Origin of the sequence: Wenjunlia vitaminophila DSM 41686, assembly GCF_000380165.1 — a bacterium.
In the GTDB taxonomy this organism is placed as follows: Bacteria; Actinomycetota; Actinomycetes; order Streptomycetales; family Streptomycetaceae; genus Wenjunlia; species Wenjunlia vitaminophila.
Window position 1 is genome coordinate 43,969 of record NZ_KB904702.1, and the last position, 26,644, is coordinate 70,612.

At 72.4% G+C, this 26,644-nt stretch carries 23 protein-coding genes; 8 read left to right on the plus strand and 15 right to left on the minus strand.

The features are described 5' to 3' along the window. Positions 1-139: 139 nt before the first annotated feature. On the plus strand, positions 140-898 hold the full coding sequence (locus A3IG_RS0122375) for a MerR family transcriptional regulator (protein ID WP_018385826.1): 759 nt from the start codon (positions 140-142) through the stop codon (positions 896-898). A gap of 114 nt (positions 899-1,012) precedes the next feature. Beyond that, positions 1,013-1,738, plus strand: coding sequence for a DedA family protein (locus tag A3IG_RS0122380; RefSeq protein ID WP_018385827.1), 726 nt, complete (start codon positions 1,013-1,015; stop codon positions 1,736-1,738). 39 nt (positions 1,739-1,777) lie between these two features. On the opposite strand, the gene A3IG_RS0122385 is transcribed toward A3IG_RS0122380, so the two are convergent. The 5 genes from A3IG_RS0122385 to A3IG_RS30875 all read right to left on the minus strand — a co-directional run bounded on the left by A3IG_RS0122385 (position 1,778) and on the right by A3IG_RS30875 (position 7,693). Further along, positions 1,778-2,809 (minus strand): N-acetylglucosamine kinase, encoded by a 1,032-nt coding sequence (locus A3IG_RS0122385; protein WP_018385828.1) that lies wholly within the window; start codon positions 2,807-2,809, stop codon positions 1,778-1,780. Between the two features lie 64 nt (positions 2,810-2,873). Then, positions 2,874-4,325, minus strand: coding sequence for a hypothetical protein (locus A3IG_RS0122390; protein ID WP_018385829.1), 1,452 nt, complete (start codon positions 4,323-4,325; stop codon positions 2,874-2,876). Between the two features lie 77 nt (positions 4,326-4,402). Then, positions 4,403-5,170, minus strand: a complete 768-nt coding sequence (locus A3IG_RS0122395) for a sugar isomerase domain-containing protein (protein WP_018385830.1) — start codon at positions 5,168-5,170, stop codon at positions 4,403-4,405. Positions 5,171-5,214: 44 nt separating this feature from the next. Then, positions 5,215-6,636, minus strand: coding sequence for a hypothetical protein (locus A3IG_RS0122400; RefSeq protein ID WP_018385831.1), 1,422 nt, complete (start codon positions 6,634-6,636; stop codon positions 5,215-5,217). A gap of 88 nt (positions 6,637-6,724) precedes the next feature. Next, the gene (locus A3IG_RS30875) at positions 6,725-7,693 is read right to left on the minus strand and encodes a MurR/RpiR family transcriptional regulator (protein ID WP_018385832.1); all 969 of its coding nucleotides are present in this window, start codon (positions 7,691-7,693) and stop codon (positions 6,725-6,727) included. A 311-nt stretch (positions 7,694-8,004) separates the two neighbouring features. Here A3IG_RS30875 and A3IG_RS0122410 point away from each other — a divergent pair, with 311 nt between their 5' ends. After that, the gene (locus tag A3IG_RS0122410) at positions 8,005-9,675 is read left to right on the plus strand and encodes a threonine/serine exporter family protein (RefSeq protein ID WP_078500849.1); all 1,671 of its coding nucleotides are present in this window, start codon (positions 8,005-8,007) and stop codon (positions 9,673-9,675) included. 121 nt (positions 9,676-9,796) lie between these two features. Here the strand turns inward: A3IG_RS0122410 and A3IG_RS0122415 are convergent, their stop codons facing one another. From A3IG_RS0122415 to A3IG_RS0122455, 9 genes are all read right to left on the minus strand, one after another. Then, positions 9,797-10,291 carry an inorganic diphosphatase gene (locus A3IG_RS0122415; RefSeq protein WP_018385834.1) on the minus strand — a complete coding sequence of 165 codons (495 nt, stop codon included), beginning with the start codon at positions 10,289-10,291 and terminating at the stop codon, positions 9,797-9,799. A gap of 234 nt (positions 10,292-10,525) precedes the next feature. Beyond that, positions 10,526-11,605 carry a glycoside hydrolase family 6 protein gene (locus tag A3IG_RS0122420; protein WP_026220556.1) on the minus strand — a complete coding sequence of 360 codons (1,080 nt, stop codon included), beginning with the start codon at positions 11,603-11,605 and terminating at the stop codon, positions 10,526-10,528. Positions 11,606-11,809: 204 nt separating this feature from the next. Next, positions 11,810-12,955: a cytochrome P450 family protein gene (locus tag A3IG_RS34835; RefSeq protein ID WP_236719154.1), complete on the minus strand. Its 1,146-nt coding sequence runs from the start codon at positions 12,953-12,955 to the stop codon at positions 11,810-11,812. After that, positions 12,919-14,439 carry a cytochrome P450 gene (locus A3IG_RS30880; RefSeq protein ID WP_018385837.1) on the minus strand — a complete coding sequence of 507 codons (1,521 nt, stop codon included), beginning with the start codon at positions 14,437-14,439 and terminating at the stop codon, positions 12,919-12,921. Before A3IG_RS30880 ends, A3IG_RS34835 begins: the two co-directional genes overlap by 37 nt. Next, positions 14,436-15,041: a GTP-binding protein gene (locus A3IG_RS0122435; protein WP_018385838.1), complete on the minus strand. Its 606-nt coding sequence runs from the start codon at positions 15,039-15,041 to the stop codon at positions 14,436-14,438. Before A3IG_RS0122435 ends, A3IG_RS30880 begins: the two co-directional genes overlap by 4 nt. After that, entirely contained in the window at positions 15,019-15,378 is a 360-nt protein-coding gene (locus tag A3IG_RS0122440; RefSeq protein ID WP_026220557.1) for a DUF742 domain-containing protein, read from the minus strand. Before A3IG_RS0122440 ends, A3IG_RS0122435 begins: the two co-directional genes overlap by 23 nt. Further along, positions 15,375-15,776, minus strand: a complete 402-nt coding sequence (locus A3IG_RS0122445; RefSeq protein WP_407701038.1) for a roadblock/LC7 domain-containing protein — start codon at positions 15,774-15,776, stop codon at positions 15,375-15,377. The genes A3IG_RS0122440 and A3IG_RS0122445 overlap by 4 nt, the downstream gene beginning before the upstream one ends. Before the next feature lie 8 nt (positions 15,777-15,784). Then, the gene (locus A3IG_RS0122450; RefSeq protein ID WP_026220558.1) at positions 15,785-17,164 is read right to left on the minus strand and encodes an ATP-binding protein; all 1,380 of its coding nucleotides are present in this window, start codon (positions 17,162-17,164) and stop codon (positions 15,785-15,787) included. A 391-nt stretch (positions 17,165-17,555) separates the two neighbouring features. Beyond that, complete coding sequence (locus A3IG_RS0122455) at positions 17,556-19,427, minus strand: serine hydrolase domain-containing protein (protein WP_018385842.1); 1,872 nt, start codon at positions 19,425-19,427, stop codon at positions 17,556-17,558. Positions 19,428-19,848: 421 nt separating this feature from the next. Here A3IG_RS0122455 and A3IG_RS0122460 point away from each other — a divergent pair, with 421 nt between their 5' ends. Further along, a complete protein-coding gene (locus tag A3IG_RS0122460) occupies positions 19,849-21,084 on the plus strand; it encodes an FUSC family protein (RefSeq protein ID WP_018385843.1) in 1,236 nt (411 codons plus the stop codon). 51 nt (positions 21,085-21,135) lie between these two features. Here the strand turns inward: A3IG_RS0122460 and A3IG_RS0122465 are convergent, their stop codons facing one another. Next, positions 21,136-21,549, minus strand: coding sequence for a DnaJ family domain-containing protein (locus A3IG_RS0122465; RefSeq protein WP_018385844.1), 414 nt, complete (start codon positions 21,547-21,549; stop codon positions 21,136-21,138). A 554-nt stretch (positions 21,550-22,103) separates the two neighbouring features. Here A3IG_RS0122465 and kdpF point away from each other — a divergent pair. The 4 genes from kdpF to kdpC all read left to right on the plus strand — a co-directional run bounded on the left by kdpF (position 22,104) and on the right by kdpC (position 26,632). Next, positions 22,104-22,193 carry a K(+)-transporting ATPase subunit F gene (gene kdpF, locus A3IG_RS32945; protein ID WP_018385846.1) on the plus strand — a complete coding sequence of 30 codons (90 nt, stop codon included), beginning with the start codon at positions 22,104-22,106 and terminating at the stop codon, positions 22,191-22,193. Between the two features lie 7 nt (positions 22,194-22,200). Next, positions 22,201-23,859: a potassium-transporting ATPase subunit KdpA gene (gene kdpA, locus A3IG_RS0122480; RefSeq protein ID WP_018385847.1), complete on the plus strand. Its 1,659-nt coding sequence runs from the start codon at positions 22,201-22,203 to the stop codon at positions 23,857-23,859. 62 nt (positions 23,860-23,921) lie between these two features. Next, positions 23,922-26,030 carry a potassium-transporting ATPase subunit KdpB gene (gene kdpB / locus A3IG_RS0122485; protein WP_026220559.1) on the plus strand — a complete coding sequence of 703 codons (2,109 nt, stop codon included), beginning with the start codon at positions 23,922-23,924 and terminating at the stop codon, positions 26,028-26,030. After that, complete coding sequence (gene kdpC / locus A3IG_RS0122490) at positions 26,027-26,632, plus strand: potassium-transporting ATPase subunit KdpC (protein WP_018385849.1); 606 nt, start codon at positions 26,027-26,029, stop codon at positions 26,630-26,632. The genes kdpB and kdpC overlap by 4 nt, the downstream gene beginning before the upstream one ends. The last annotated feature ends 12 nt before the right edge of the window (positions 26,633-26,644 follow it).

Genomic DNA, 26,644 nt, shown 5'->3' on the forward strand with positions numbered 1-26,644 from the left:
GGACACTCAATCAAGCCCCGCGGCGGGGTGCGACCGCAGGGGTTCGCCGTCCTCCACTTGCACCTCACGCACCGTGAGGAGCCACGCTGGACCGGGGCGGCTGCCCCGAAGGAACCGGACAGGAGGAACGGTCGGCGCCATGGACCACCCGATCGGCGAGGTCGCCGCGTTCGCCGGCGTCACCGTGCGCGCGCTGCACCACTACGAGGAGATCGGGCTGCTGCGGCCGAGCCGCCGCACCCCCGCGGGGCACCGGCGGTACACGGACGGCGACCTCGCCCGGCTCCAGCAGATCAGGTTCTACCAGGAGCTCGGCTTCCGCCTCGACGAGGTCGCCGCGCTCCTCGACGACCCGGAGACCGACCCCACGGAGCACCTGCGCCGGCAGCACGCCCTGCTGCTGGGGCGCGCCGCCCGGCTCGAGGCGATGGCGGCAGCCGTGGAACGAACACTGGAGGCACACCGCATGGGCGTCAACCTCACCCCTGAGGAACGTTTCGAGGTCTTCGGGGAGCGCGACCCGGAGCAGTACGCGACGGAGGCCGACCGACGCTGGGGCGACGGCCCCGCGTACCGTGAGGCACGACGCCGCACGGCCCGCTACACCAAGGACGACTGGCGGCGCATCACCGGGGAGCAGCGCCAGGTGGGTGCGCGCTTCGCCGAGCTGCTGCGCTCGGGCGCGGCGGCGACGTGCCGCGAGGCGATGGACCTCGCCGAGGAGCACAGGCGGCAGGTCTGCCGGTACTTCTACGACTGCGACCACACCGTTCACCGCGGACTCGCGGACCTCTACGAGTCCGATCCCCGCTTCACCGAGGGCTACGGTCCGGCACCGGAGTTGGGCCGGTACGTCGGTGCGGCCATCCGGGCGAACGCGGACCGGCACGAAGGGTGAGGGTGGGGTGTCCGTGGGGCGCAACCGGGAACGGTGTCATCTGCGTCGCCGTTGATACCTTGGGCTTTGCACCCCCGTCACCTGCCCTCTCCCGCCTCCAGGAGCATCCGTCCCGTGACGAATATCGCCCTCGGGCCCAGCTGGCTGGATCCCGACTACCTGATCTCGACCTTCGGGCTGATCGGGATCTTGGTCATTGTCTTCGCCGAGTCCGGGCTTCTGATCGGGTTCTTCCTCCCTGGTGACTCCCTGCTGTTCACCACCGGCCTGCTGGTGTCCAACGGGGAGCACATCGACCAGCCGCTGTGGCTGGTCTGCACGCTGGTGGCGGCCTCGGCCATCGCCGGTGACCAGGCGGGTTACCTGTTCGGCCGCAGGGTCGGGCCCTCGCTCTTCAACCGGCCCAACTCGCGGTTGTTCAAGCAGGAGAACGTGACGAAGGCGCACGACTTCTTCGAGCGCCACGGCCCGGGCTCGATCATCCTCGCCCGGTTCGTGCCGGTGGTCCGCACCTTCACCCCGATCATCGCCGGGGTGAGCCGGATGAGTTACGGCAAGTTCGTGCTCTACAACTGCATCGGTGGCTCGCTGTGGGGGGCCGGCGTCACCGTGCTGGGGTACTTCCTCGGACAGATCGACTTCGTCGAACAGAACATCGAAAAGATCCTGCTCGGGGTCGTCCTGCTCTCGGTGATCCCGCTCGTGATCGAGTACCTGCGGTCCCGGCGCAAGTCCGCCCGGGGGGCCGGCGGGGCGTCCCCCGCGGGCGTGCCCTCCCGGACGGAGGGCGACGGCCCGGAACCCCGTCCGCGCGGACGGCACCGCGCCAACTCCCGCTGACCCGGCACCGGCCCGGCCCCCCGTGGGCCGGGCGGGTGCTCAGTGCGCCAGCCGGGTGTGGGTCTCCGCGGTGGCCAGGGCCGGGTCCAGGTCACGCAGGGCCAGCCAGGTCGCGCCCGCGACCCCGTCCCCGGCGGTGAGCAGCTCCCCCTCGATCCGGCCGGCAAGGATCTCCTTGAGCCGCCGTCCCACGGGGGAGGCCGCACTGCCGACGCTGCCGGCGATCACTAGCGGGGCGTCCGGCCCCACGCCCCGGCGGACCAGGCCCACGGTGTCGGCGAGCAGCCCCGCGGCGCGTTCCACGATGTCCACGGCGGCCGGCTCCCCCGCGTCGAAGGCCGCGGCGACCGGGCGGGACAGTTCGGCGAGCCGCACCGGGGGCCGGTTGTTGGCGGCGGCGATCAACTCGTCCCGCAACTCGACCGGGTCGTCCGGTGCCGCGACCGCACCGGCGGTCGTGCGGTCACCGAGCAGCCCGTCCACCACCGACCTGCCGAGGACGCCGAGCCGCTGCCCGGCGTCGAGGGCGCGCAGGGTGGCCCGGACCGCCTCCCGCCCGATCCAGAACCCCGAGCCGTCGTCCCCGAGCAGCCAGCCGTAGCCGTCCACCGTCCGGACCACCCGGTGGTCCACGACCACGCCCCCGGAGGTGCCGGTGCCGACGATCAGGGCGGTGCCGTCGGGGGCCGGAGTCCCCGAGGCGAAGGCCACCTCCAGGTCGGACAGGTACCGGGGGGAGACGGTGAGCCCGGCCTCCTGCCAGGCCCGCCGGAACGGCTCCGCGACCTCGGGGATGCGCAGCGCGGTGCCGCCGGCCGCGCCGACCACCGCGGCCCTGACCCGGGTGGGGTCGAGACCGGCGAGGGCCACCGCCAACGCGCGGCCGAGCTCGGCCGCGGCGGACACCGGATGGCTGAACGGGTTCCCACCGCCGGCGACGCCGCGCCCCAGCGGCCGACCCGTGCGGTCGGCCACCAGCACCCGGGTGGAGGTCCCCCCGAGGTCCCCGCCGAGCACCAGGGCTTCGCCCGCATCCGCGGAACCGGACCGCGGGTCCGTGCTGTTCGCCAAGGGAACCTCCTGGGGGTGGTGGGTGTGACCGCCCGGCCGGCGGGTTCCGGCCGGGCGGTCGTGCTCAGCCGCGGACGAGGGTGATCCGGGCGAAGGCCCCGGGCTCCAGGGTCAGCGGGACCGTCCCGCCGGCCGGGTGGGCGGGGAGCTCTCCCGGCTTGGCGTCCACGGTCACCTGACTGATGCCCCCGGCGACGCGCAATTGCACCTTCGCGGTGGAGGTGAAGCTCCAGTTGGTCACCACCAGGGTCCGCGACGCGGAGTCGGGTGCCTCGGTGAACTGGCCGACGACCACCGGGTCGCCGGACACCCCGGCCACCCAGTCGCCGGGCGCGAAGGACGGCAGCCCCTTGGGCGGCGTCACGTTGCCCGTCACCCCGACGGACTCACTGGTCAGCGGCAGGATCTCCGTGCCGACGACGCCCAGCGCCCGGTTGACCTTCTTCGCGGCGTACCACAGGGCCGTCCGCTCGCCCCCGACGGTGATCAGCGCCGGCTCGAAGGCCTCGCCCCGGGCGGGGTCCGGCGTCCAGTAGGTGAAGTACTGGATGCCCTTGTACCCGTAGGCGAGGGCGATGCCGATCTGCCAGCGCAGCTCGGCCGGGGTCGGCATGCGGTGGTTGGCGTACTTGATGCTCTGGATGAACGTCCAGTACGGGATGCCGGCTTCCTGGGCGACCGTGCGGACGATGGCGAGGTTGTCGAACCACCCCGCGTCGTAGTCGGCCCCGAGCACCAGCGGGTAGCGGTCGAAGGAGAGCATCGGCGGCCGGACGGTCTGGACGTAGTTCCGGTAGTAGTTGACGTCGTTGGACGGCAGCATGTTGATGTACGGCAGGGCGGTGGGGGCCAGCTCGCGCACCGCCGCGACGTACTGGGCCAGCGTCCCGAACCGGCCGTACCACGGCTCGTCGTACAGGTTGATCCCGCCGAACGCCTTGCCCGGGTAGCGGCCGAGTATGGACTGGACGGAGCTCCTGACCTCCGCGTCGCTGAGCATGAACGCCTCGTCGGCCGGGCCGCCGGCGGAGAACCGGTGGGTGAGGCAGGTCATGTCGGCGTCGACCGGGATGAAGTCGAGACCGGCCCGCTCGGCCGTGCCGAGCGCCCAGCGGCTGACCACGTCGTCGTTGAGGTAGTTGCCGCCGATGGCGAAGGTGAAGCCGGCCTCGGCCATCTGCTGGTAGCGCTCGTCGTTGGTCTCGAACGGGTGCGGCGGCCACCACATGCCGATCGGGTACCGGTCGCCGGAGAGCATGCGCGGCACCGTGCCGTCGGCGGCGCTGGCGGTGGTCGCGCTCTGCCTGGCCGTGGAGCCGGCGGACGCGGCGCTCGCCGGGGCGGCGGCGAACACCGGGAGTGCCGCGGCGGCGGTGCCGAGGCCGGCGAGCGCCATCAGGCCCCGGCGGCTGAGGCCGCCGTGCCCCACCGGCCCGCCCGGGGCCGCGGTGTCGGGGTCGCCGGGTCTGGTCGGTCCGGAGGCCGAGGGCGTGTGGGAACGGTCGTCGTGGTGCATCAGGGCTCCTTGCGGGGAATGCCTTCGGGGATTCGGCGGGGATGCCTTCGGGATTCGACGGGGATGCCTTCGGGGAGTCAGGCGGCGACGCGGCGGATGCGCCCGGCGTAACGCGCCTCCAGGCGCTGGTTGTGCTCGTCGCCGCCGGGGATGTTGCTGGAGAGGTAGACCGGCGGCTCCACGCCCCGGGCGAGCAGCAGGCCGACCACGTCGGCCGTCATCATCTGGGCGGCGATCGCCGCGGTGACGGAGGAGACGGCGCAGACCGTGCCGGCGTCGGGCAGGGACAGCGCCGCGTCACCGAACGGCGCGCAGTTGTCGATGACCACGTCGGCGACCTCGAACAGGCGCTTGCCCGACGGGTGCCGGCTGGCCATCTCGCGGGAATGGGCCAGCGAGGTGAACGCGATGACGGCGTGCCCGCGGCTCCTGGCCAGCAGCGCCATCTCGACCGTGGAGCCGTTGGCGCCCGAGTTGGAGGCGATGACGAACGGGTCGCCCGGCTCCACGGGCGCCAGCTCGTAGATGCGGTGGGCGATGGCCGGGTCCCGTTCGACGAACGGGTCGAGGTCGGCCGGCGCGTCACCGCCGAAGATGATGCCGTCCCGCAGGGACAGCATGTTCGTCGGGACCAGACCTCCCGCCCGACCAGCGATCTCCATGGCCAGGGCCGAGGAGTGCCCGGTGCCGAAGGCCTGGACCACGCTCCCGGCGGCCAGCGCGTCGGCGACGACCTCCGCCGCGGCACGGACGTTCTCCGTCTGGCTCGCCGTCAACCGGCCGATCACCTCGGTGACCACGGCGATGTAGGCGCTCTGGTCGATGCGTGCGGTGGTGGACACCACGTCTCCTATCCGTCCATGTGTGCAGGGTCAGGCGGGGGCCTCGGTCAGTGCGCGGTCGTGGGGGCGACCCCCGAGTCGTCACTGTGCAGCCGGTACAGCCGGGCGTCACCCGGGGCGAGCCGGACCGTCAGCACCGGTCCGTCCCGCGGGCCCCGCAGCGGCACCCTCGTGAAGGCCTCCTGACCGGTGTCGAACGCGAACACCTCGCGCACGGCCCCGCGCAGCGTCAGTGTCGTGGTGGCCGGGGCGTCGAAGCTGCGGTTGGTGACCAGGAGCCAGCGCCGGTTCCCGCGGGACCCGTCGTGGAAGCGGCCGAGGACGACGGCGTCCCCGCTCACCGAGGCGACCTGGTCGTCACCGGTGAAGGGTTCGACGTCCGGCAGCGGCTCCCGCTCGCCGAAGTGCGTCACCGACTCCGACGTCAGGGGGAGGAGTTGGGCGCCCAGGGGCCGCAGGTGGTCGTTGTTGATCCGCCGGGCCGCGTGGTACAGCGGTGTGAGCTGCCCGTCCACCGTCACCAGGGCCTGCCGGAACACCGAGGGCAGGTCCGGGGTCCAGTAGGTGAAGTACTGGATGCCCTTGCAGCCGTAGGCGAGGCTGACGTTGACCTGCCAGGCCAGTTCGGCGTCGGTCGGCAGTCGGTAGTCGAGGTGCTCGCAGGCCAGGATGAAGCCCCAGTAGGACAGACCGGACCGCAGGGCCTGGCGGCGGACCAGCGCGAAGTTGCGGAAGTAGTCCGTCCGGAGGGCCGGGGCGGGGCCGAGCAGCGGGTAGTGGTCGAACGACAGGAACCGCGGGTGGGCCTCGGCGACGTACCGTTCCAGGTGTTCCTCGTAGGTCGGCGTGCCGAGGGCTCCGGAGCTGGCGTAGGTGGGGAAGAGGTTGACGTAGCCCAGCTTGGTCGGGTCCTGCCGGCGGATCAGGTCGTTGACCGCGCCGATCTGCGGGAACAGGCTGGCGTGCGGCTCGTCCCGGATGTTGAAGCCGGCGAACGAGGGGTGCCCGCCGTAGTCGTCCAGGGCCGCCTTGACCAGCGCGGGCCACTGCTCGCGGGGATGGTTCTGGATGTCCCCGACCCGGCTGTCCACGACGACGGCCGGCAGGCGGTGCGCCCCGGCGGCGTCCAGCATCCTGAGGTTGAGGTCCCGGTCCACGACGCCGTTGCCGCCGTTGACGAAGGTGAAGCCGGCGTCGGCGATCTGCGCGTACCGGGCGGCCGTGGTCTCCCGGGGAGGTGGCGGCCACCAGAAGCCGATCGGGTACCGGCCGCCGCGGAGCAGGTCGGGCACGACCCCGTTGGCCTCCGCGGCCCGCGCGGTGCCGGCACCGAGGCCACCGACCAGGGCCGGGACCGCGAGCACCGCCGCGCCGGCGGCGGCGTACCCCAGCAGCGAACGGCGGTCGATCCCCGCACCGGTGCGGGCCGGGGTGGGGTCCTGGCCCCCCGGCTGGCGTTCGTGTCTCATTCCTCGTCCCCCTGTCCATGACGGACGGTCACTGGTCGCGGTAACGGTGGTCCGGAGCCGGGGGTGGCGGTCGCGGTCCCGGCGGTGCTCATCCCGGCGTCCCGCCGGACCCGTCGCCCGCCGGGTCCTCGTGGGCCGACCGGCTGCGGTGCCGCTGCACCGCCCTGGTGGTGGCGGCGCGCGGGTTGCGGCGCGGGGTGTAGGCGCGCTGGGCGACGCCGATGTACAGGCAGTCCAGGACGAGCATCTGGGCGTGCCGCGCGGCGAGGCCCCCGGAACGGAAGGTCAGCTCCCGGGTGGCGGTGGCCAGGACCAGGTCCGCCGCCTCGGCGAGCGGCGAGCGCGGGAAGTTGGTGATGGCGATGGCGGTGGCGCCGCGTTCCCTGGCCAGCTCGAGCGGCTCGACGACCTCGTTGGTCTCCCCCGAGTGGGAGATCCCGATGGCGACGTCGGAACCGCCGAGCAGGGCGGCGCTGGCCAGGGCGTCGTGGACGTCGGACCAGATGTAGGAGGCGAACCCCAGGTGGTGCAGGCGCAGGTGCAGCTCCGCCCCGACGGTTCCGCTGCCGCTGACGGCGTAGATGTCCAGGCGCCTGGCCCCGGCCATCGCCGAGACCGCCTTCTCCAGCGCCTCGACGTTGAGCTGGGACGCCGTCTCCTCGAGCGCGCGCCCGTCCGCCTCCAACAGCTCGGCGAGCACCCGGTGGATCGGGTCGTCGGGGCCGATGTCACCACCGATCTCCTGGGCCCACCCCCTGGAGCGGTGGTGCCCGGCGTCGGCGGCCAGCGCCAGCCGTAGCTGGGGATAGCCAGCCAGTCCCAACGCCCGGCAGAAGCGGGTGACCGAGGTCAGGGACGTCTGGCAACGCCGCGCCAACTCGGAGATCGTCGACTGCTCGGCCAGCCCCGGGTCGGCGAGCACTTCTTCGGCGACCCGCCGCTCCACCGGGGTGAGCGAGGGCAACAGTCCCCTGATCCGCACGGTGATGCTCTCGGCGACCGACAGGTCACCACTGCCCCTCGCCTTGCTCTGGGAGCTCCTGGTTGGTTCGTTCATGGGAGTGATTCTCTCACTCGTCCATAACCATGAGATTCCTTCCCGCTCTCGCCTACACGCCCCTCACCTCACTGAACAACGAGGTCAGAGCGGCTTCGGTCACGCCGTTCACTTCCAGGACCGCGCCGCCCTGGTCCCGATGACGGGAACTTATCACTGCTCGCAGGTAGTTGACGAGAATCATTCACGGAATTTTCGAGCGGCCCGTCAGCCACTGCCGCCCCCGGGCCCGCGCACACCCGCGTCCCCGGCCGGGGCCCTCGGCCGTCCCCGCACCGCCGGGGGCATCGCGGTCGGACGGCCGGTCAGGCATGGTTGGTCTGAGAGCGGTGTGGCAGGGGGGTACCAGGGGAGGACAGGTGACGAAGGCAGGAAGGCCGGGGCAGGGCGCCCCCACGCAACCCGACGCCCACGAGCCGTACGGCGACCGGGCGCACTCGGCGTTCACCCCACCGCTGGGGGTGCCGCTGCCGCCACAGCCACCCGGCCCGGGGTCCGCGTTCGCCCCGCCCGTGAGCTCCACCACCGGGAACCACCCGCTGCCAGCGCAACCCGGCCCGTCCGACGGCTACCCGTTCACCCCTCCCGCCGGCATCCCACGCGCGCGAGGACGGTGGCAGGACAGGACGCGGACGCTGCTGCGCTCCCAGCAGCCCGCGGAACGACCGATCCCGGAGCACAGCGCGCACGGGGACAACGCCCCCTCGGTGCCGCGGGTGCTCGACCTGACCCTGCGCCTCGGCGAGCTGCTGCTGGCCGGCGGCGAGGGGGCGGAGGACGTCGAGGCGGCGATGTACGCGGTCGCCCACGCCTACGGACTCGACCGGTGCGAGCCCAACGTCACCTTCACCCTGCTGTCGATCTCCTACCAGCCGTCCCTGGTGGAGCCGCCGGTGGGCCTGAGCCGGGTGGTGCGCCGGCGCGGCACCGACTACACCCGGCTGGCAGCGGTCTTCCGGCTGGTGAACGACATCGCCTCGCGCGAGCTGAGCCTGGAGGACGCCTACCGGCGCCTCGCCGACATCCGCCGCAACCGGCACCCCTACTCCGGCTGGCTGCTGTCCCTGGCCAGCGGGGTGCTCGCCGGCTCGGCCAGCGTGCTGGTGGGCGGTGGACCACTGGTCTTCGCCGCGGCGCTGGTCGCCGCGGTCCTCGGCGACCGGCTCGCCTGGTTGCTGGCCGGCCGGGGACTGCCCGAGTTCTACCAGTTCGTGGTCGCCGCCATGCCGGCCGCGGCCACCGGCGTGGTCATCGAACTCGTCGGCGCGGACGTGCGGGGGTCCGCCGTGATCACCGGTGGCCTGTTCGCACTGCTCCCGGGGAGACCTCTGGTGGCGGCGGTGCACGACGGCCTCACCGGCTTCTACATCACCGCGTCGGCGCGCCTGCTGGAGGTCGCCTACCTGGTCGTGGGCATCGTCTGCGGGGTGCTGCTCGTGCTCTACGCGGGCGTCAGGATCGGCGTGGAGCTGAGCCCGGAGCAGGCCCTGGTCGGCGAGGTGCGGCCGGCGATACAGCTCCTCGCGGCGACGGTGCTGACCCTGGCGTTCGCCGTGTTGTTGCAGACAGAACGCGCCACGCTGCCACTGGTCACCCTGAACGGCGCGGTGGCCTGGACCGTCTACGGCTCCCTGCACGACCAGGCGGAGATCTCCCCCGTCCTGGCGACCCTGGTGGCGGCGGGCCTGGTCGGCCTCTTCGGACAGTTGCTGTCCCGCTACCGCTACGCGTCCCTGCTGCCGTACGTCACCGCGGCGGTCGGCCCCCTGCTGCCCGGTGGGGCGATCTACCTGGGCCTGCTGTCGTTCGCCCAGGGACACCTGGACCACGGGTGGACACACCTCAGCAAGGCCGCCGCACTGGCCCTGGCCATAGCGGTCGGGGTGAACCTGGGCGGCGAGGTGGCCAGGCTGTTCCTGCGGGTCCCCGGCGCCGAGTCGGCGGCCCCCCGCCGTGCGGCCAAGCGCACCCGGGGCTTCTGAGCGACGTGCGGCCCGACCCCGCCCCGGTCGGGGGCGGGACGAACGCGCACGGGGCGGGCACGGCCCGCCCCGGGAGGCAGCGGCCCGGCGGACGGGCCGGGTGCGGCCCGTCGCGACCGGCTCAGTGGCTCAGCCCGGACTCCTTGAGCCGCTTGATCGAGTTCTGGATCTCGGTCTCGGCCTCGGCCCGACCGGCCCAGGAGGCGCCCTCGACCGACTTGCCGGGCTCGAGGTCCTTGTAGACCTCGAAGAAGTGCTGGATCTCCAGCCGGTCGAACTCGGAGACGTGGTGGATGTCCCGCAGGTGCTCCATCCGCGGGTCGGCGGCGGGAACGCACAGGATCTTGTCGTCGCCGCCGGCCTCGTCCGTCATCCGGAACATGCCGATGGCGCGACACTTGACCAGGACACCGGGGAACGTCGGCTCCTCGAGGATGACCAGCGCGTCCAGCGGGTCGCCGTCCTCGCCGAGGGTGTGCTCGATGTACCCGTAGTCCGCCGGGTAGCGGGTCGAGGTGAAGAGCATGCGGTCAAGCCGGACCCGACCCGTCTCGTGGTCGATCTCGTACTTGTTCCGCGAACCCTTCGGGATCTCGATGGTGACGTCGAACTCCAAGACTCCTCCAACATCGAATGCACACCTGCGGTCATTAAGTGTTACAGACCTGGAAGTGTCGCAGACCTGGCGAGGAGCGCATCGTCAGGGTCCACCGCGGCCCCCGTGGAACGCGGCCTCTTGTGGGGGCACGGCATCTTGTGGGGCACGGCCTCTCACCCAGCCGGCTACCCGCTGCGGCGCCGGACTAACGCGGACGGCCGCGGGCTGGCGGGGCCCCGTCCCCGGTCCCCGTCACTGCTCCGCGTTGCGGGCCAGGGTGAGGGCGTAGTCCGGCCACCACTGGCCGGCCGGCGGCCCCCCGCGGCACTCGCCGTCGGAGTCCCCGGGCTGCTTGATCCACAGGTAGGCGTCCACCAGCGGGTCACCGGTGTCCGTCGTCGGGGGTCGGCCCAGGGCCCGCCCCGGTGGGTTGCACCAATCCTCCCTGCGACCGCCGCCGCCCTCCATGGGCCCCTTCCCGTTGCGGCTGGTGTCGATGACGAAGCGGGCGCCGCCCAGGGCACCGGAGAGCTGGTGCCCGAACTCCCTGCTGGCCTCGGTGGTCTGGAAGTTGGCGACGTTGAGGGCGAAACCGTCCGCCTGGCCGATCCCGGCCCGCCGCAGGGCGTCGGCCAGGGCCCCCACGTTCTTGATCCAGGTGGCGTTGCCGGCGTCCAGGTAGACGGTGGTCCCGGGCAGCTCGGTCAGCCGGCGCACCGCGTAGGACAGCAGGTCGTACCGCTCCTGGTGCAGTTCCGGCGGGGTGCAGCCGTCCACCAGGTGGGGCACCGCGTCGGGCTCGAGGACCACGGTGGCCGCGCGGTCCCCGAGGCCCTGCACCACGGCGTCGATCCACCGCTGGTAGGCGGCCCCGTCCGGGGCGCCACCGGTGGAGTACCGGCCGCAGTCCCGGTGCGGGATGTTGTAGGCGACGAACAGGGCCCGGCGCCCCTCGCGGGAGGCGGCCGAGGTGATGGTCTCGGCCTGGCGCCGGGCACCGTCGGGGTCGTCACCCAGCCACTCGGCCACCGGTTGCTCCGAGATCCGCCGGATCAGCCTGGCGTCCTCGGCCCGCCCCGCCCGCTCCCAGTCCCGGGCCTGCGCGGCGGCGCCGCTGTGCGGGTTCACCCAGTACGGCCCCTCGTGACCGGACCGTTCACCCCCGTCCATGGGGCGCCCCCGTTCCCCCGGCTCCCCGGGGTGTCCCGTCGATCCGGACACGTGAGGGGGACCGCCTGATCCCTCGCCCTGCCGCGACGGCCCCCCGTCAGGGGAGGAGCAGCCCACGGCGACACCGAGCGCCACGGCTACCGCCAGCACGCGGATTCGCATGCTTCTACCTCGGACACGTCGATGCGAACACGTCGGATCAATCGTGACACAACGGACTGGTCCAGATGGGGAGAACCGGGCACATCGGAATGGCGAGGTGCCGCCCACGGGGGAACGGGGACGCCCAGCCCCCGCCGGCCGCGCCGGGGCGGGAGGAACGCGTGCCCCTCCCGCCCCGTTCGGCAACGGCCCGCCGGCTCGGCCCTACGCCTCGGCGGGCGCGCCCAGCCTGACCGGCAGCGAGCGGTGGCCGTTGGAGATGAAGGAGTCGACCGGGACCAGTTCCTCGGCGGGCACCGCGAGCGACATCTCGGGGAAACGCTGGAACAGCGCGGGCAGCGCCACCATGGCCTCCATGCGGCCCAGAGGCGCGCCGAGGCAGTAGTGGACCCCGTGGCCGAACGCCAGGTGCTCCTTGTTGGCCCGGGTGATGTCGAAGCGGTCGGCGTCCTGTCCGTGGACGGCCGGGTCGCGGCCCGCGGCGGCGTAGCCGGCCACGATCGCGTCGCCCTTGTTGATCACGACGTCGCCGATGTGGATGTCCTCGACGGCGTACCGCAACGGGAGGTTGGCCACCGGCGCCTCGTTGCGCAGCGTCTCCTCGATGACGTCGGACCAGGAGGCCCGGCCGGCGCGGACCAGCGCCAACTGGTCCGGGTGGGTGAGCAGCGCGTGGATGGCGTTGTCCAGCAGGTTGACCGTGGTCTCGTGGCCGGCGCTGACCAGCAGCACCATGGTGTCCACGAGTTCGTTCTCGGTCAGCCGGGAGTCGCCGTCCTCCTCCCGGGCGGCGATCAGCCCGGTGGTCAGGTCGTCGCCCGGCTCCTTCCGCTTGATCTCGATCAGCTCGCCGAAGATCGCGTACATCTCCTGGTAGTTGGCCGCGACCTCCTCCGGTCCCGCGGAGGTGTGGAAGATGCTGTCCACCACCCGGCGCAGCCCGGGGCGCTGGTGGTCGGGGACCCCGCACAGTTCGCAGATCACCTGGATCGGCAGCGGGTAGCAGTACTCCTCCCGCATGTCCACCGGCTCCCCCGCCGGGGCGGCGGCGAGCCGGTCCAGCAGGTCGGCGGTGATCTCCTCGACGCGGGGGCGCAGTGCCGCGGTGCGCCGCGCGGTGAACGCCTTGGCGACCAGGGAGCGCAGCCGTCGGTGGTCACTGCCGTAGGCGGTGAACATGTTGGTGACCGCGACCCAGGAGAACAGCGACCACTCGGGGGATATCTCCCCGTTGATCCACTTCGGCCAGTGCCTGTGCGCGCTCTTGGAGACCCTGGGGTCGGTGAGCAGCTCCTTGAGCAGCAGGTGGTCCGTCACCGCCCACGCCACAACCTCGCCAGGGAGCTCCACCAGCGCCGCCGCTCCCCGCTCCCGGAGCCTGACGTTCTCGCCGTGGATGTCGGCGCCGGAGGGGTCGAGACGGATGGGGCAGGATGCGGTGCGTTCCATCGGCTGTCTCCTGAGGGTTCGTCGGAAGGACGGGACAGGGTGGGACGGACGGAGCGGTGGGACTCGGCGGCGACCGGTGGGAACCGCACCGGCAGGGCCGCCAGGGCGCGGTGGAACGGGCCCGGGCGCCACTGCAGTTCCTCGGGCGGCACGGCCAGTTCCACCTCGGGGAGGCGGTCGAGCAGTCTCTCGATGGCGACACTGGCGCCGAGGCGGGCGGAGTTCTGCGCCGGGCAGCCGTGCGGACCGGCACTCCAGGCCAGGTGGGCCCGGTTGCCGGAGCGCTGGTCGGACACGAGGGTGGGGTCGTTGTTCGCGGCGGCGAAGCTCACTACCACCGGGGTGCCCTCGCGCAGGCGCACCCCGCGGAAGTCCACGTCGCGCACGGGGTAGTGGACGCCGTAGTTGGCCATGGGCGGGTCCGTCCACAGCGCCTCGTCCAGGGCGTCCTCCACCGGCAGGCTGCCCCCGGAGAGGCTGCCGGCGAACCGCTCGTCGGAGAGCAGCAGCCGCAGGCCGTTGGCGATGAGGTTCTGCTGCGGCTCGGTGCCGGCCCCCAGGAGCAGGACGAGCTGGTGGAGCATCTCCTCGTCGGTGAGCTGCGCGGGGTGGGCCATCAACCAGGAGGTCACGTCGGGGCCCGGCTTGCGGCGCTTGAGCGCCACCAGGTCGATCATCGCCTCGGTCAGCTCGGCGTTGGCCTTCTCCGCGTCCACGCCGTCGAAGATCCCGGACATCCCGCGGACCAGCCGGTCGCCGAACTCCGGAGGCGACCCGAAAAGCTGGTTGAACACGAACAGCGGAAGGGCCCTGGCGTAGTCCGCGAGGAGGTCCGCCTCCCCCGTCTCGCAGAACCGGTCGATCAGCGCGTCGGCGCTGCGCTCGACGTAGCCGCGCAGGGCGATCGGGTCCACCCGGTCCAGGCTGTCGGTGATCGCGCCCCGCAGCCTCCGGTGTTCCTCACCGTCGGTGAACAGCGCGTTCGGGCGGTACATCATCATCGGGACGGCCGGGTTGTCCGGGGCGACCCGGCCCTCCATCAGGTCCCGCCACCGGCGGGGGTCCTTGCTGAACGTCTCCGGGGTGCGCAGCACGTCGAGTGCGGCCTCGTAGCTGGTGACCAGCGTGGCGGGCACCCCCGGGTACAGCTCCACCGGGGCGGTCGGGCCGTACAGGCGCAGGTGGGCGTAGACGCTGTGCGGGGAGACGGCGAAGTCCTCGCCGTGGAGCGGGACGTGGGTGCCGCCGGAGTGGGCGGGGCAGCCGGGCGGCGGCGCGGCGCCGGGGGCCTGTCCCGGTCCGGCGGCCCCGGGCCGGGGGGCGGCCTGGGCGGGGCCCGACGGGGGGACGGCTGTGCTCGGGCCGGGCGGGGGCGGGGCGGTCACACGTTCTCCTGGTGGGGCGTGGTGCGGGAGAGCAGGTACTGGACCAGGGCGATCAGCGCCTGGACGGACGTGGCCCGGTCCCGGGCGTCGCAGCTCACCAGCGGCGTCTCGGGCAGCAGGTCCAGGGCCTCGCGGATCTCCGCCTCGGGGAAGACCGGCGCGCCGTCGAAGTGGTTCACGGCGACCGCGTAGGGCAGTCCGTGCTCCTCCAGCAGCCCCATCACTCCGAACGACTGCTCGAGCCGTCGGGTGTCGGCGAGGACCAACGCGCCCAGCGCGCCCCTGGTCATGTCCTGCCACAGCCGGGTGAAGCGCTGCTGTCCCGGTGCCCCGAAGAGGTAGAGCACCAGGCTCTCCGAAAGGGTCAGCCGGCCGAAGTCCATGGCCACGGTGGTGGTGGTCTTGTCCTTGATCCCGGCCAGGTCGTCGACGAACGCGCCGGCCTGGGTCATGGTCTCCTCGGTGCGCAGCGGCTTGATCTCTGACAAGCTGCCCACGAAGGTGGTCTTGCCGACGGCGAAGTGCCCGACGACAAGGAGCTTGACCGCGGTACGCACCGACTCACGCAGGTACACGTCGTCAGAGGCGAGCGCGGAGTCCATCGAGCACCTCCTGGAGGATTTGGGCATCGGGGAGTTGGGCCTTGGGGATGGGGGCCCGGGTGATGATGTGGCCGCTGTCCACCAGGTCGCCGAGGAGCACCTTGGTGACGCTCACCGGCAGTTGCAGGTGACCGGAGACCTCGGCGACCGAGAGGGCGCCGGGCATGCAGAGCTGCATCAGGCGGCGTTTCTCCGGGGAGAGGCCACCCAGCGGCCGGTCCCTGGCCGCCACCACCAGGGTGACCAGGTCGAAGGTGTTACGGGTCGGATGGGCCCGGCCATCGGTGACCACGTACGGGCGTACCAGTCCTTTCTCGCGCCGGTTGGGCGGGGTCATGCGAGGCTGCCGGTGCCCTGCCGGGGCGGACTGGTGAGTTCCTTGCCGAGTCGGTCGACCATCTTGTGCATCCGGTAGGTGACCGCTTCCATGTCCACGTCCGGGCTGGCGGACACGGCGAGGTAGGCGCCCTCCCCAGCGGCGATCAGGAACACGTAGCCGCCGGCGAACTCCACCAGGGTCTGGTGCCACGGGGTCTCCTGCGGGGCGCAGAACTCCGCGGTGCTGCGGCTGATCGACTGGAGCCCGGAGAGCGCCGCGGCCTGCCGGTCCGCCTCGTCCCTGGCGATGCCGGCGGAGTGGGCGCGCAGCATGCCGTCCGCGGAGAGCAGGATCGCGTGCCGGGCGTGGGGGACCTTCAGCACCTCGTCGAGCATCCAGCCCAGCTCGTTCGTCATGTGATCGATCACAACGGGTTCCCTTCATCGTCGTCGGGGGTGGCGCGACCGGACCGGGTGCCGCGGGCGAAGGCACCCATCCGTCGGGCGATCTCCTCCGCCGAACGGCCCTGGGCTGGAGCCGGAGCGGGCGGAGGACTGGTGGGCTGTGTGGTCGCCGGCTGACGGCGCCGGCGCTTGGGCAGCCCGCCCGTGGTGGAGCCGAGCAGCCACTCCGGTTCGGTGTCCGGTTGCGGCTGGGCGTGCGACGGCTCGGGCTCGGGCATCCGCAGGCCCTCCCGGAGGGACTCCTCCTCCGCACCGGACGGCGGCCGGCGGGTGGGCAGGGCCCCCGCGGCCGGCTCGGAGGGCGTGACGGACGCGGGTGGGGCGGCGTACGCGTCGTCGGTCTCGATCTGGGTGAGCAACGCGCTGGGCAGGAACACCACGGCTCGCACACCCCCGTAGGGCGAGCGGGTGTCCACCGAGACGGTGAAGCCGTACCGGTCGGCCAGCACCCCGATGACCGGGAAGCCGAACTTCGGCGGGTCACCGAGCCGGGTCACGTCCAGCACCTGCTGCCCGGACAGCACCCGGGTGGCACGCTCCACCTCGGGGCCGTCCATGCCGACGCCGGCGTCGTCGATGACGATGCAGGCACCGTTGTGCGCGGGCTGCAGGTTGACCTCGACCGTGGTGTTGGGCTGTGAGTGGCGGGCGGCGTTGTCCAACAGCTCGGCGACCGCGAGCACCACCGGTTCCACCGCCCGGCTGACCACGGCCAGCTCCACCTGGGTGCGGACCTGGACGCGCCGGTAGTCACGGATGCGGGACTTGGCGCCGCGGACCACGTCGGTCATCGGCGAGGACGCCCGCTGGCGCCCCGGCCAGGACCCGCAGAGCACCGCGATGGCCTGGGCCCGACGCCCGAACTGCGAGTTGGCGTGGTCGATCTCCAGCAGGTCGCGTAGCACGTCGGGGTTGTCGTGCCGGTCCTGCATGTCCGAAATCGACATCTGCTGCTCGTTGGCGAGTGCCTGCAGGGCGCGCATCGACGCCTTCAGGGCCGCCTTGGCCGACTGGTCGGCACGGACCTGGGCCCGGTCCACCACCCCGGCGAGCAGGTCCATGACGTCCTGCAGGCTCTGCTCGAACCCGGTCCCGGCGAGCCTCCGGTCGAGCAGGCCTGGCACCAGCACGGGTTGGTGCGGCGCGTCGGCCAGGGCCGGCAGCCGCACCGTCGCCAGGTGCCGCACCTCCTCGTCCCGGGCCTTGACGCGGCCCTCGAGCGTCGCGTTGCGGGCGCGCAGGGCCCTGGTGATCAATTGCTGACGCACCAGCAGCACGACGACGGCGAGGGCGCCCGCGGCCAGGCACCAGAACGCCACCGCCGGTATGTCTGATTTCATCAGTCCCTCAAGACATGGTGTGCGGGAGGAGAAAGGCAGTTGAAGCTGTTATCACCACTCATTCCGCTTCGGGAATCCCCCGATCGAGTGATCTCCCTTACTACAACGCCGAGTTGGAGGCAGGAAGCGCCGATCATCCTAGCGAGAACCTGGTGATCGCTCCTCAGATCATCGGATTTACAGAACTGATCGCAACCGTATCGCTCAACTTCTGCTCGTGTGAGCGGGATTCCGCTTTTTGTTCAGCCGCGCATTTGATGGGGGTTTCCGAGGCCGTCCCGAGCACCGGTTCCGACGCCCCCAGGAGACCGTCACGCCCGCCGCTGTTCCCCACTCCTGCCCCGGTCAGACCGGGTGCGCCCACCTCCCCGGGGAACGGGGAACACGGCGGTCAGTCGCCGCTCGGCTCCCAGCCCCGCGCGACGAACCGGGCCGCGTCGGCGGGCCGCTCCCCGTCGAACACCACCCGCCCCCGGACGTCCAGCATCCGGACACCGTCCACGTAGACCCCCCGCCCCACCCCGGCCGAGTCCGGGACGGTGGTGTAGCGCCAGCGCACCCCGGTGACGTTCGGGGGGAGCTCCGCCGACACGGCCCACCAGCGCCGTCCGCCGAACCCGCTGACCCGCCCGTCGGCGCGCCACACCGTCCCGGGAACGCGCAGCTCGAACGGGACCGGCCGCCAGGTCGCCCCGTCGTCGTCCGAGGCCTCGAACGCGGCCTCGTCGTTGCCGTCCTCGGTGTCGTACCAGAGCCAGAACCGCGCGCTGGCGGCACCGTCGGCCACCGGCAAGGCCAGGGTGGCCACCGCGTCGTCGGCCATCAGCGCGTACCAGGCCTGCCGTCCCTGGCGCGGCCGGACCGGCAGCGCCCGCCCCAGGGCGGCGGCCACCGCCCTGCGCGCCGGGTTGTTCGAACCCCAGTCCCGGGTCGGGTGCACCCGGTTGCTCAGCAGGATCACGAAGGAACGTGACAGCGGATCGATGACCAGCGAGGTTCCGGTGTAACCGGTGTGCCCGGCGGTGACCGGGCTGGACAGTGGACCCATGTACCAGTGCTGGTTCAGCTCGAATCCCAGGCCGTGCGAGTCCGCGGGGAAGGCGGCGTTGTGGTCGGTGAGCATGGCCCGCACCGACTCCTCGCGCAGCACCCTGGTCCGGCCGTAGCGGCCCCCGTTGAGCACCGTCTGGGCCAGCACCGCCAGGTCGCGGGCGGTGGAGAACACCCCGGCGTGGCCGGCTACCCCACCCAGGGACCAGGCGTTCTCGTCGTGCACGGAACCCCTGACCATCCCCCGGGAGGGCGTGGTCCAGGTCATGTACTCGGTCGCCGCCGTCCGTGGGAGCCGGTCGGCCGCCGGCTGGAAACCGGTGTCGGACATGCCCAGCGGGCCGGTGACGTCCTCGGCCAGCACCCGGTCCAGCGCCCGCCCCGTGGTCCGCTCCACCACGGTGCCCAACGTGATCAGGTTGAGGTCCGAGTACCGGTAGGCGGCGCCCGGGGCGTTCAGCGGACGCACCGCGTACACCGCCTGGAACCGCTCCTGCGGGGTCGGCCAGTCCCGGTACAGCGGCAGCCAGGCGGGCAGCCCGGAGGTGTGCGTGAGCAGGTGGCCGACGGTCACCCCGTCCTTGCCGTTCGCGGCGAACTCGGGCACGTAGCGGCTGACCGGGGCGTCCAGGTCGATCCGGCCGCGTTCGACCTGCTGCACCACCACCAGGGAGGTGAACAGCTTGGTCACCGAGGCCAGGTCGAAGATCGTGTCCCGGGTCATCGGAACCCACTGCTCCGGCGGCAGCTCGACCGCGGTGCGGGCCGCCGGGTCATAGCTGGCGTAGCGCACCGCGTGCCCCACCGCCTCGTGCGTCACGACCACCCCGTCCCGCGCGGCGAGCACCACCGCCCCCGCGTACATCGGGTGGGTGGGCGAGGGGGCGAGGAACCCGGCGGCGGCCCCGGCGATCCGCCGGACGTGCTCGGGCAGCAGTCCCGCGGAGGCGGCCGAGCCGCTGCGCAGGGTCCGCCCCGGCGTGAACCGCAGGTCCCCGGCGGTCACCGTCGGCGGACCGCCCGCGGCGGCACGGTCGGGGGCCGGGCCCGGGGCGCCGGACGAGGTGCGCGGGCGGGCCGCGGCCGGGGCCGCGGTCAGCGCCAGCACCGGGAGCGGGGCAAGGCCGAGGCGCAGCGCCTGACGCCGGTCCAGGTCCCGGCCGGACTCCGGGCGTTCCGGCCGTTGCCGGGGGTCGATGTCCTGACCGGTCATGGACGGCTCCTCGTGATCGGGTGGCGTCGGCGCGTCAGCCGTGGCCCCGCTCGCGCCGGGAACACCGCGGACGATGACTACGTAGCGTGCGGGAGGACATCGGCCGCGTCAACGCGGTGCGCCTCCTTGGCCTGGGCGGATTATCCGGTCTACTTAGTTTTGCCATGAGACATCCAGGAGCACGACCAGGGCGGGTCGTCCCCGGACGGCGCCACGCCCCGGATGGCTGACGACCCACTCCAGGCCCCGGGTCCCCGCCGTGCCCGACCGCGTCAGCGAGGGAAGCCATGCGCCGTACCGCACCGGCCCGCGCGGCCAGCCGGGACGCTCCGGTCCGCGGCACCGCCCCGCACCGCCGGACCCCCGTCCCCCCAGGGCCGCCTGCGGATCGCCTCCCCACGGGGGCGGGGCCAACGGAACCGTGAGGTACGCGCCGAAGCACCTGCTGAACCTCGTCAAGCGGAGTTACCAGCACAACCCGGCGGTGGTGCAGACGGTGCGGGCCACGGTCGCCGCCGTCCTCGCCTTCGCCGTGGCGCAGAAGATCACCGGCTACGGCGCGCCCCTGCTCGCGCCGCTGACCGCGCTGCTGGTCGTCCAGGTCAGCCTGTACGCCACCCTCACCTCCGGCATCCGCAGGATCAACAGCGTGATCGCCGGGGTGCTCATCGCCAGTGGGTTCTCCACCCTGGTCAACCTGAACTGGTGGAGCCTGGGCGTGCTGATCATCGCCTCGCTGGTCCTCGGTCACCTGGTGCGGGTGGACGAGTACGTGCCGGAGGTGGCGATCAGCGCCATGCTGGTCCTCGGGGTCAGCCACGTGGCGCAGACCGCCTGGGGCCGGGTCGCCGAGACACTGATCGGGGCGGTGACCGGGGTGGTGTTCAACGCCCTGTTCGTCCCGCCCGTGCTGGTGGAGCCGGCCGGCGAGGCCATCGCCGACCTGACCACCCGGATGCGGGACCTGCTGCGGCGCATCGGCCGCGAGCTGCACGACGAGGTCACCCACGAGCAGGCGGGCGACTGGCTGGGCATCGCCCGCGAGCTGGACCGGGAGATCGTCCAGGTGGACTCCACTCTTCAGCTCGCCGAGGAGAGCATGCGCTGCAACCCCCGGGTGCGGCAGGGGCTGCTCGCCCGGCTGGTGCTGCGCAGCGGTCTGGACAGCCTCGAGGTGTTCGCGGTGCTGCTGCGGGTGCTGTGCCGGCTGTTGTCCGACCTGACCAAGGAACGCCTGCCGGAGCCCACCTACCAGCCCGAGCTGCTCGAGGAGCTCGACCGGTTGTTCAACCACCTGGCGGACGCCGTGGAGAGCTTCGGCAACCTGATCACTGCGCAGATCAGCACCAACGCCGAACGTTTCGAGGAGGAGCTGGCCCGTGCGCTCGCCGCGGGCCGGGCCCAGCGGGACCGGATCTCGTCGCTGCTGGTGGCCGAGTCCCGGCAGCGACCGGAGCGGTGGCAGGTGCAGGGCAGCCTGTTGACCACCGTCGACCAACTGCTCACCGAGCTCGACGTGGAGCAGCGCTCCATCTGGCTGGCCGAGCAGTTGGACCGGTACGCCCGGCACAACCCCTACCCGAAGTCGCGGCTGGAGCGGCTCAGCCTGCGCTTCCGCACCACCTGTGGCCCCGGCTGGCGCGGGAACGGGGTTTGAACGGCCGGGGCGGGTCGCGCCACGAGCCCGAGGGGTCCGAACGCCAGGGGGCTACTCCCGGGCCTTCCGGCCCTGTCCCCCGCGCCACTGCCGCACCACGGACTCCACGTCGAACGGCACCAGGTTCAACGGCGGTCCTTCCGGCTCGGCCCTGATCGCCTCACGGATCCTGACGTTGATCTCCGTGACGATCCGCCGCACCTCCCGTTCCGAACCCGCCCGCGAGGCGGCGGTGAGCGCGTCCTCCGCCTCCTTGCGCAGGGCGAGGGTGGGCGGCAGGTAGGAGACGTTCTCCCGGTCCATCTTCTCCCTGATCCACCACAGCTCGTCGTAGGGCTGGTCGAGACCCGTCAGCGGCTTCCCGGCACCCGGCAGGTTGTCGAAGGCGCCCCGCTCCTCCGCCTCCCGGATCTGCTTGTCCACCCACGTCTCGAAGCTGACCCCACGGGGTTTGCGTTCGGTCACCGTGCGTTCTCCCCTCTGGTCCACGGCGGTGGTCGGCACGGGCGGCCCGGGGCGCCGGCCCGGAAGGCGCCCGCCCCGACGTGCGTCCGTGGCGTCCCCTCCAGGCTAAGGGCTGTCCCGTAATCCGCGGTGGATCAGCGAGCGGCGTCAGATGCGGTCAATCGCAAGGCGGCGAGACATCCTCATAGTGGTTCTATTCGGATGTTTCGCCAACGCGGCGAGTGGCCGTAGCTGGCGTCGTGAGCCCGCCGGGGATTACGGGACAGTCCTTAGGGCCTGTCTGATAAATCCCGCCCGGGTCGCCCCCGCCCACGTCCCGCGGCCCGGTTCCCCGTCAACATCGCGTCAATATCACTCCGCGTGGCGTTAGGGGACCGTCAACGGACGCCGTTCACCTCCCCGGCCGGGGGTCTCCTGTTCTCGTACTCGTGTTCGCGAGTAGCCCGTCCGAGATGCGTCCCCTAGGAGCAAGCGATGGCCGACCTGGCCTTCGTCCTCACCACCCTCGCGACGTTCGCGCTGGTCGCGCTCGTCGCCAGGGGGGTGGGGAGGCTGTGACCGCCGAGAACGTCGTGGGCCTGATCGTGGCCGTGGCACTGCTCGGCTACCTCGTCCTGGCACTGCTCTTCCCGGAGAGGTACTGACCGCGCGATGAGTCCGGTACTCGCGGACCTGCTCCAGGTCTCCGCACTGATCGCGGCGCTCGCCCTGGTCCACCGTCCCTTCGGCGACCACATGGCCGCCGTCTACCGATCCACCAGGCACCTTCGGGTTGAGCGCTGGACCTACCGCGCCATCGGGGTCAACCCCGACGCGGAGCAGCGCTGGCCCGCCTACCTCCGCGGCGTGCTGGCGTTCTCTGCGGTCTCGGTGCTCTTCCTCTACCTGGTGCAGCGGGTGCAGGACCGCCTGCCGCTCTCCCTCGGCTTCCAGCCGATCAGCCCCGACCAGGCGTTCAACACCGCCGCCTCGTTCACCTCCAACACCAACTGGCAGTCGTACTCCGGTGAGTCCGCCATGGGCCACCTGGTGCAGACCGGTGGCCTCGCGGTGCAGAACTTCCTGTCCGCGGCGGTGGGCATGGCCGTGGCCGTGGCCCTGGTCCGCGGGTTCGCCCGGTCCCGCACCGGGGAGCTGGGCAACTTCTGGGCCGACCTGGTCCGCGGCACCGTCCGCATCCTGCTGCCGGTCGCGACGCTCGCGGCGATCGTGCTGGTGGCGGCCGGGGCGGTGCAGAACCTCTCCGACCACCACGCGGTCACCTCGGTGACCGGGGTCACCCAGCACCTCCCCAGCGGCGCCGTCGCCTCCCAGGAGGCGATCAAGGACCTGGGCACCAACGGCGGCGGGGTCTTCAACGCCAACTCCGCCCACCCCTTCGAGAACCCCAACGCGCTGACCAACCTGTTGGAGATCTTCCTCCTGACGGTCATCCCGTTCTCGTTGCCGCGCACCTTCGGCAGCCTGGTGGGCGACGTCAGGCAGGGCCGGGCCGTCGTCGCCGCCATGGCCGTCATCTGGCTGACCGGAGTCGTCCTGGTGACCGTCCTGGAGTTCCAGCACCCGGGTGCGGCGGCCCAGGCGGCCGGCGGCGCCATGGAGGGCAAGGAGGTCAGGTTCGGCGAGGGCGGGTCGTCCCTCTTCGCGGTCTCCACCACCATGACCTCCACCGGCGCGGTGAACTCCTTCCACTCCTCGTTCTCCGGCCTCAGCGGCGGGGTGCTGCTGCTGGGCATGATGCTCGGCGAGGTCGCGCCCGGCGGGGTCGGCTCCGGCCTCTACGGCATGCTGGTCATGGCGGTCATCGCGGTCTTCGTCGCCGGCCTGATGGTCGGCCGCACCCCGGAGTACCTCGGCAAGAAGATCCGCGCCAGGGAGATCAAACTCGCCGCCTGCTCCGTCCTGATCACGCCCACCCTGGTGCTGGTCGGGACCGCGCTCGCGGTGGCGCTGCCCACCCCGCCGGACTCCGCCCGCAACCCCGGGCCGCACGGGTTCTCCGAGATCCTCTACGCCTACACGTCGGCGTCGAACAACAACGGCAGCGCGTTCGCCGGGCTCAACGCCGACACCGACTGGTACAACACCACGCTCGGCCTGGCCATGCTGCTGGGCCGGTTCCTGCCCATGGTGTTCGTCCTGGCCCTGGCCGGCTCACTGGCCGAGCAACGGCCGGTCCCGGCCACCGCCGGCACCCTCCAGACGACCAAGCCGCTGTTCACCCAGCTCCTGGTCGGCGCCGTGCTGGTCGTCGCGGGACTGACCTTCTTCCCGGCGCTGGCCCTCGGACCACTGGCGGAGGGGCTGTGACCCCACACGACCCGGCGAACCACCCCCGCACCAGCCACGCCACCCGTGGAGGCACCACCCCCGTGTCCACGCTCACCCCCGCCCCATACCCCCGCCCCCAGGCGCAGGCCCGGACCGCCACCGCCCCCCAGCGCGCCCACAGCGGCCCGTTCGGCCCCCGGCAACTGGTCGGGGCGCTCCCCGACGCCCTGCGCAAGCTCGACCCCAGGGTGATGTACCGCTCACCGGTGATCTTCATCGTGGAGATCGGCTCGGTGCTCTGCACCGCGTTGGCCGTGATCGACCCGGGCGTGTTCGCCTGGGCCGTCGCCGGGTGGCTCTGGCTGACCGTGGTCTTCGCCAACGTCGCGGAGGCGGTCGCCGAGGGCCGCGGCAAGGCCCAGGCCGACACCCTGCGCAGGGCCAGGACCGACACGGTGGCCCGCCGGCTGACCCCGGACGGCACCGAGGAGCGGGTGCCCGGCGCCCAGCTCCGCGTCGGTGACCTGGTGGTCTGCGAGGCCGGCGACACCATCCCCGGTGACGGCGACGTCGCCCGGGGCGTGGCCAGCGTGGACGAGTCCGCGATCACCGGTGAGTCGGCCCCGGTGATCCGGGAGTCCGGCGGTGACCGTTCCGCGGTCACCGGGGGCACCCGGGTCCTGTCCGACCGGATCGTGGTCAGGATCACCGCTCGCCCCGGCGAGACCTTCCTCGACCGCATGATCAGCCTGGTGGAGGGCGCCGCCCGGCAGAAGACCCCGAACGAGACCGCCCTGAACGTCCTGCTGTCCGCGCTCACCATCAGCTTCCTGACGGCCGTGGTCACCCTCCAGCCGTTCGCCGCCTTCGCCGGCGCGGAACAGTCGCTCGTCGTGCTCGTCGCCCTGCTGGTCTGCCTGATCCCCACCACCATCGGGGCGCTGCTGTCCGCCATCGGCATCGCCGGCATGGACCGCCTGGTGCAGCGCAACGTCCTGGCGGTGTCGGGGCGGGCCGTGGAGGCCGCGGGCGACGTGTCCACCCTGCTGCTGGACAAGACCGGCACCATCACCCTGGGCAACCGGCAGGCCGTGGAGTTCGTCGCCCCGCGGGGCGTGGACCGGGACGAGTTGGCGGACGCGGCCCGGCTCTCCTCGCTCGCCGACGAGACCCCGGAGGGCCGCTCCGTGGTGGCGCTGGCCGGGGAGCGTCCGCCCGGCCACGACGAGGCCGGACCCGGCAGCGCCCAGTTCGTCCCGTTCACCGCCCAGACCCGGATGAGCGGCGTGGACATCACCGGGAACGGCACGGTGCGCCGCGTGCGCAAGGGCGCGTCCGGCGCGGTCTCCGCCTGGGTGACCGAGCGCGGCGGAACCGTCCCGGACGACGCCCGACGCGCCGTGGACGACATCTCCTCGGCCGGCGGCACCCCGCTGCTCGTGGCCGTCGAGGACGACGCGGGCGCCCGGGTGCTCGGCGTGGTCCACCTCAAGGACGTGGTCAAGCACGGCATGCGGGAGCGGTTCGACGCGCTGCGCCGGATGGGTATCAGGACGGTGATGATCACGGGCGACAACCCGCGCACCGCCCAGGCCATCGCCGCCGAGGCGGGCGTGGACGACTTCCTCGCCGAGGCCACCCCCGAGGACAAGCTGGCGCTGATCAGGCGCGAGCAGGCCGGGGGCCGGCTGGTCGCGATGACCGGCGACGGCACCAACGACGCGCCCGCGCTGGCCCAGGCCGACGTCGGGGTGGCCATGAACACCGGCACCTCGGCCGCCAAGGAGGCCGGGAACATGGTGGACCTGGACTCCGACCCGACCAAACTGATCGAGATCGTCGAGGTCGGCAAGCAGTTGCTGATCACCCGCGGCGCCCTGACCACCTTCTCCCTCGCCAACGACGTCGCCAAGTACTTCGCGATCATCCCGGCGATGTTCACGGCGGCCCACCCCGGCCTGGACACGCTCAACGTCATGCGCCTGGCCTCGCCCGAGTCGGCGATCCTGTCCGCGGTCGTCTTCAACGCCCTGGTGATCGTCGCGCTGGTGCCGCTGGCCCTGCGGGGGGTGCGCTACCGGCCGACGAGCGCCGACCGGATGCTCCGCCGCAACCTCGGCGTCTTCGGCCTCGGCGGCCTGGTCGCACCGTTCGTCGGCATCAAGCTCATCGACCTCCTCGTCTCCCTCGTCCCGGGAATCGGATCATGAACGCCACCCTGCGCAACACCTCCCGCCTGACCTTCGCCGCGCTGCGGGCGCTGCTCGTCCTGTCCCTGATCACCGGGGTGCTGTACCCCCTGGTGGTCACCGGGGTGGCCCAGGGCGCCTTCCCCGACCAGGCCAACGGGTCGGTGGTGGAGCTGGACGGGAGGGAGGTCGGCTCCTCGCTGGTCGGCCAGACCTGGAACGACGAGGACGGCAACCCGGACCCGAGGTGGTTCCAGCCCCGCCCCTCGGCCGCCGACTACGACGCCGAGGCGTCCGGCGCGTCCAACCTCGCAGCCGACAGCCCCGAACTGCTCGAGCTGGTCCGGGAACGCCGGGCGCGGGTCGCGGCGTTCAACGGGGTCCCCGAGTCGGAGGTGCCGGTGGACGCGGTCACCGCCAGCGGCTCCGGCCTCGACCCACACATCTCCCCGCGGTACGCCAGGCTCCAGGCGGACCGGGTGGCCAGGGCCCGCGACCTGGACGGGGCCGCCGTGCGGACGCTGGTGGACGACGCCGTGCGGTCCCGGGTCGCGGGCTTCCTCGGCGAGCCCAGGGTCAACGTCCTCCAGCTCAACCTGGACCTGGCCGAACTGGACCGCTGACCCCGGCCACCC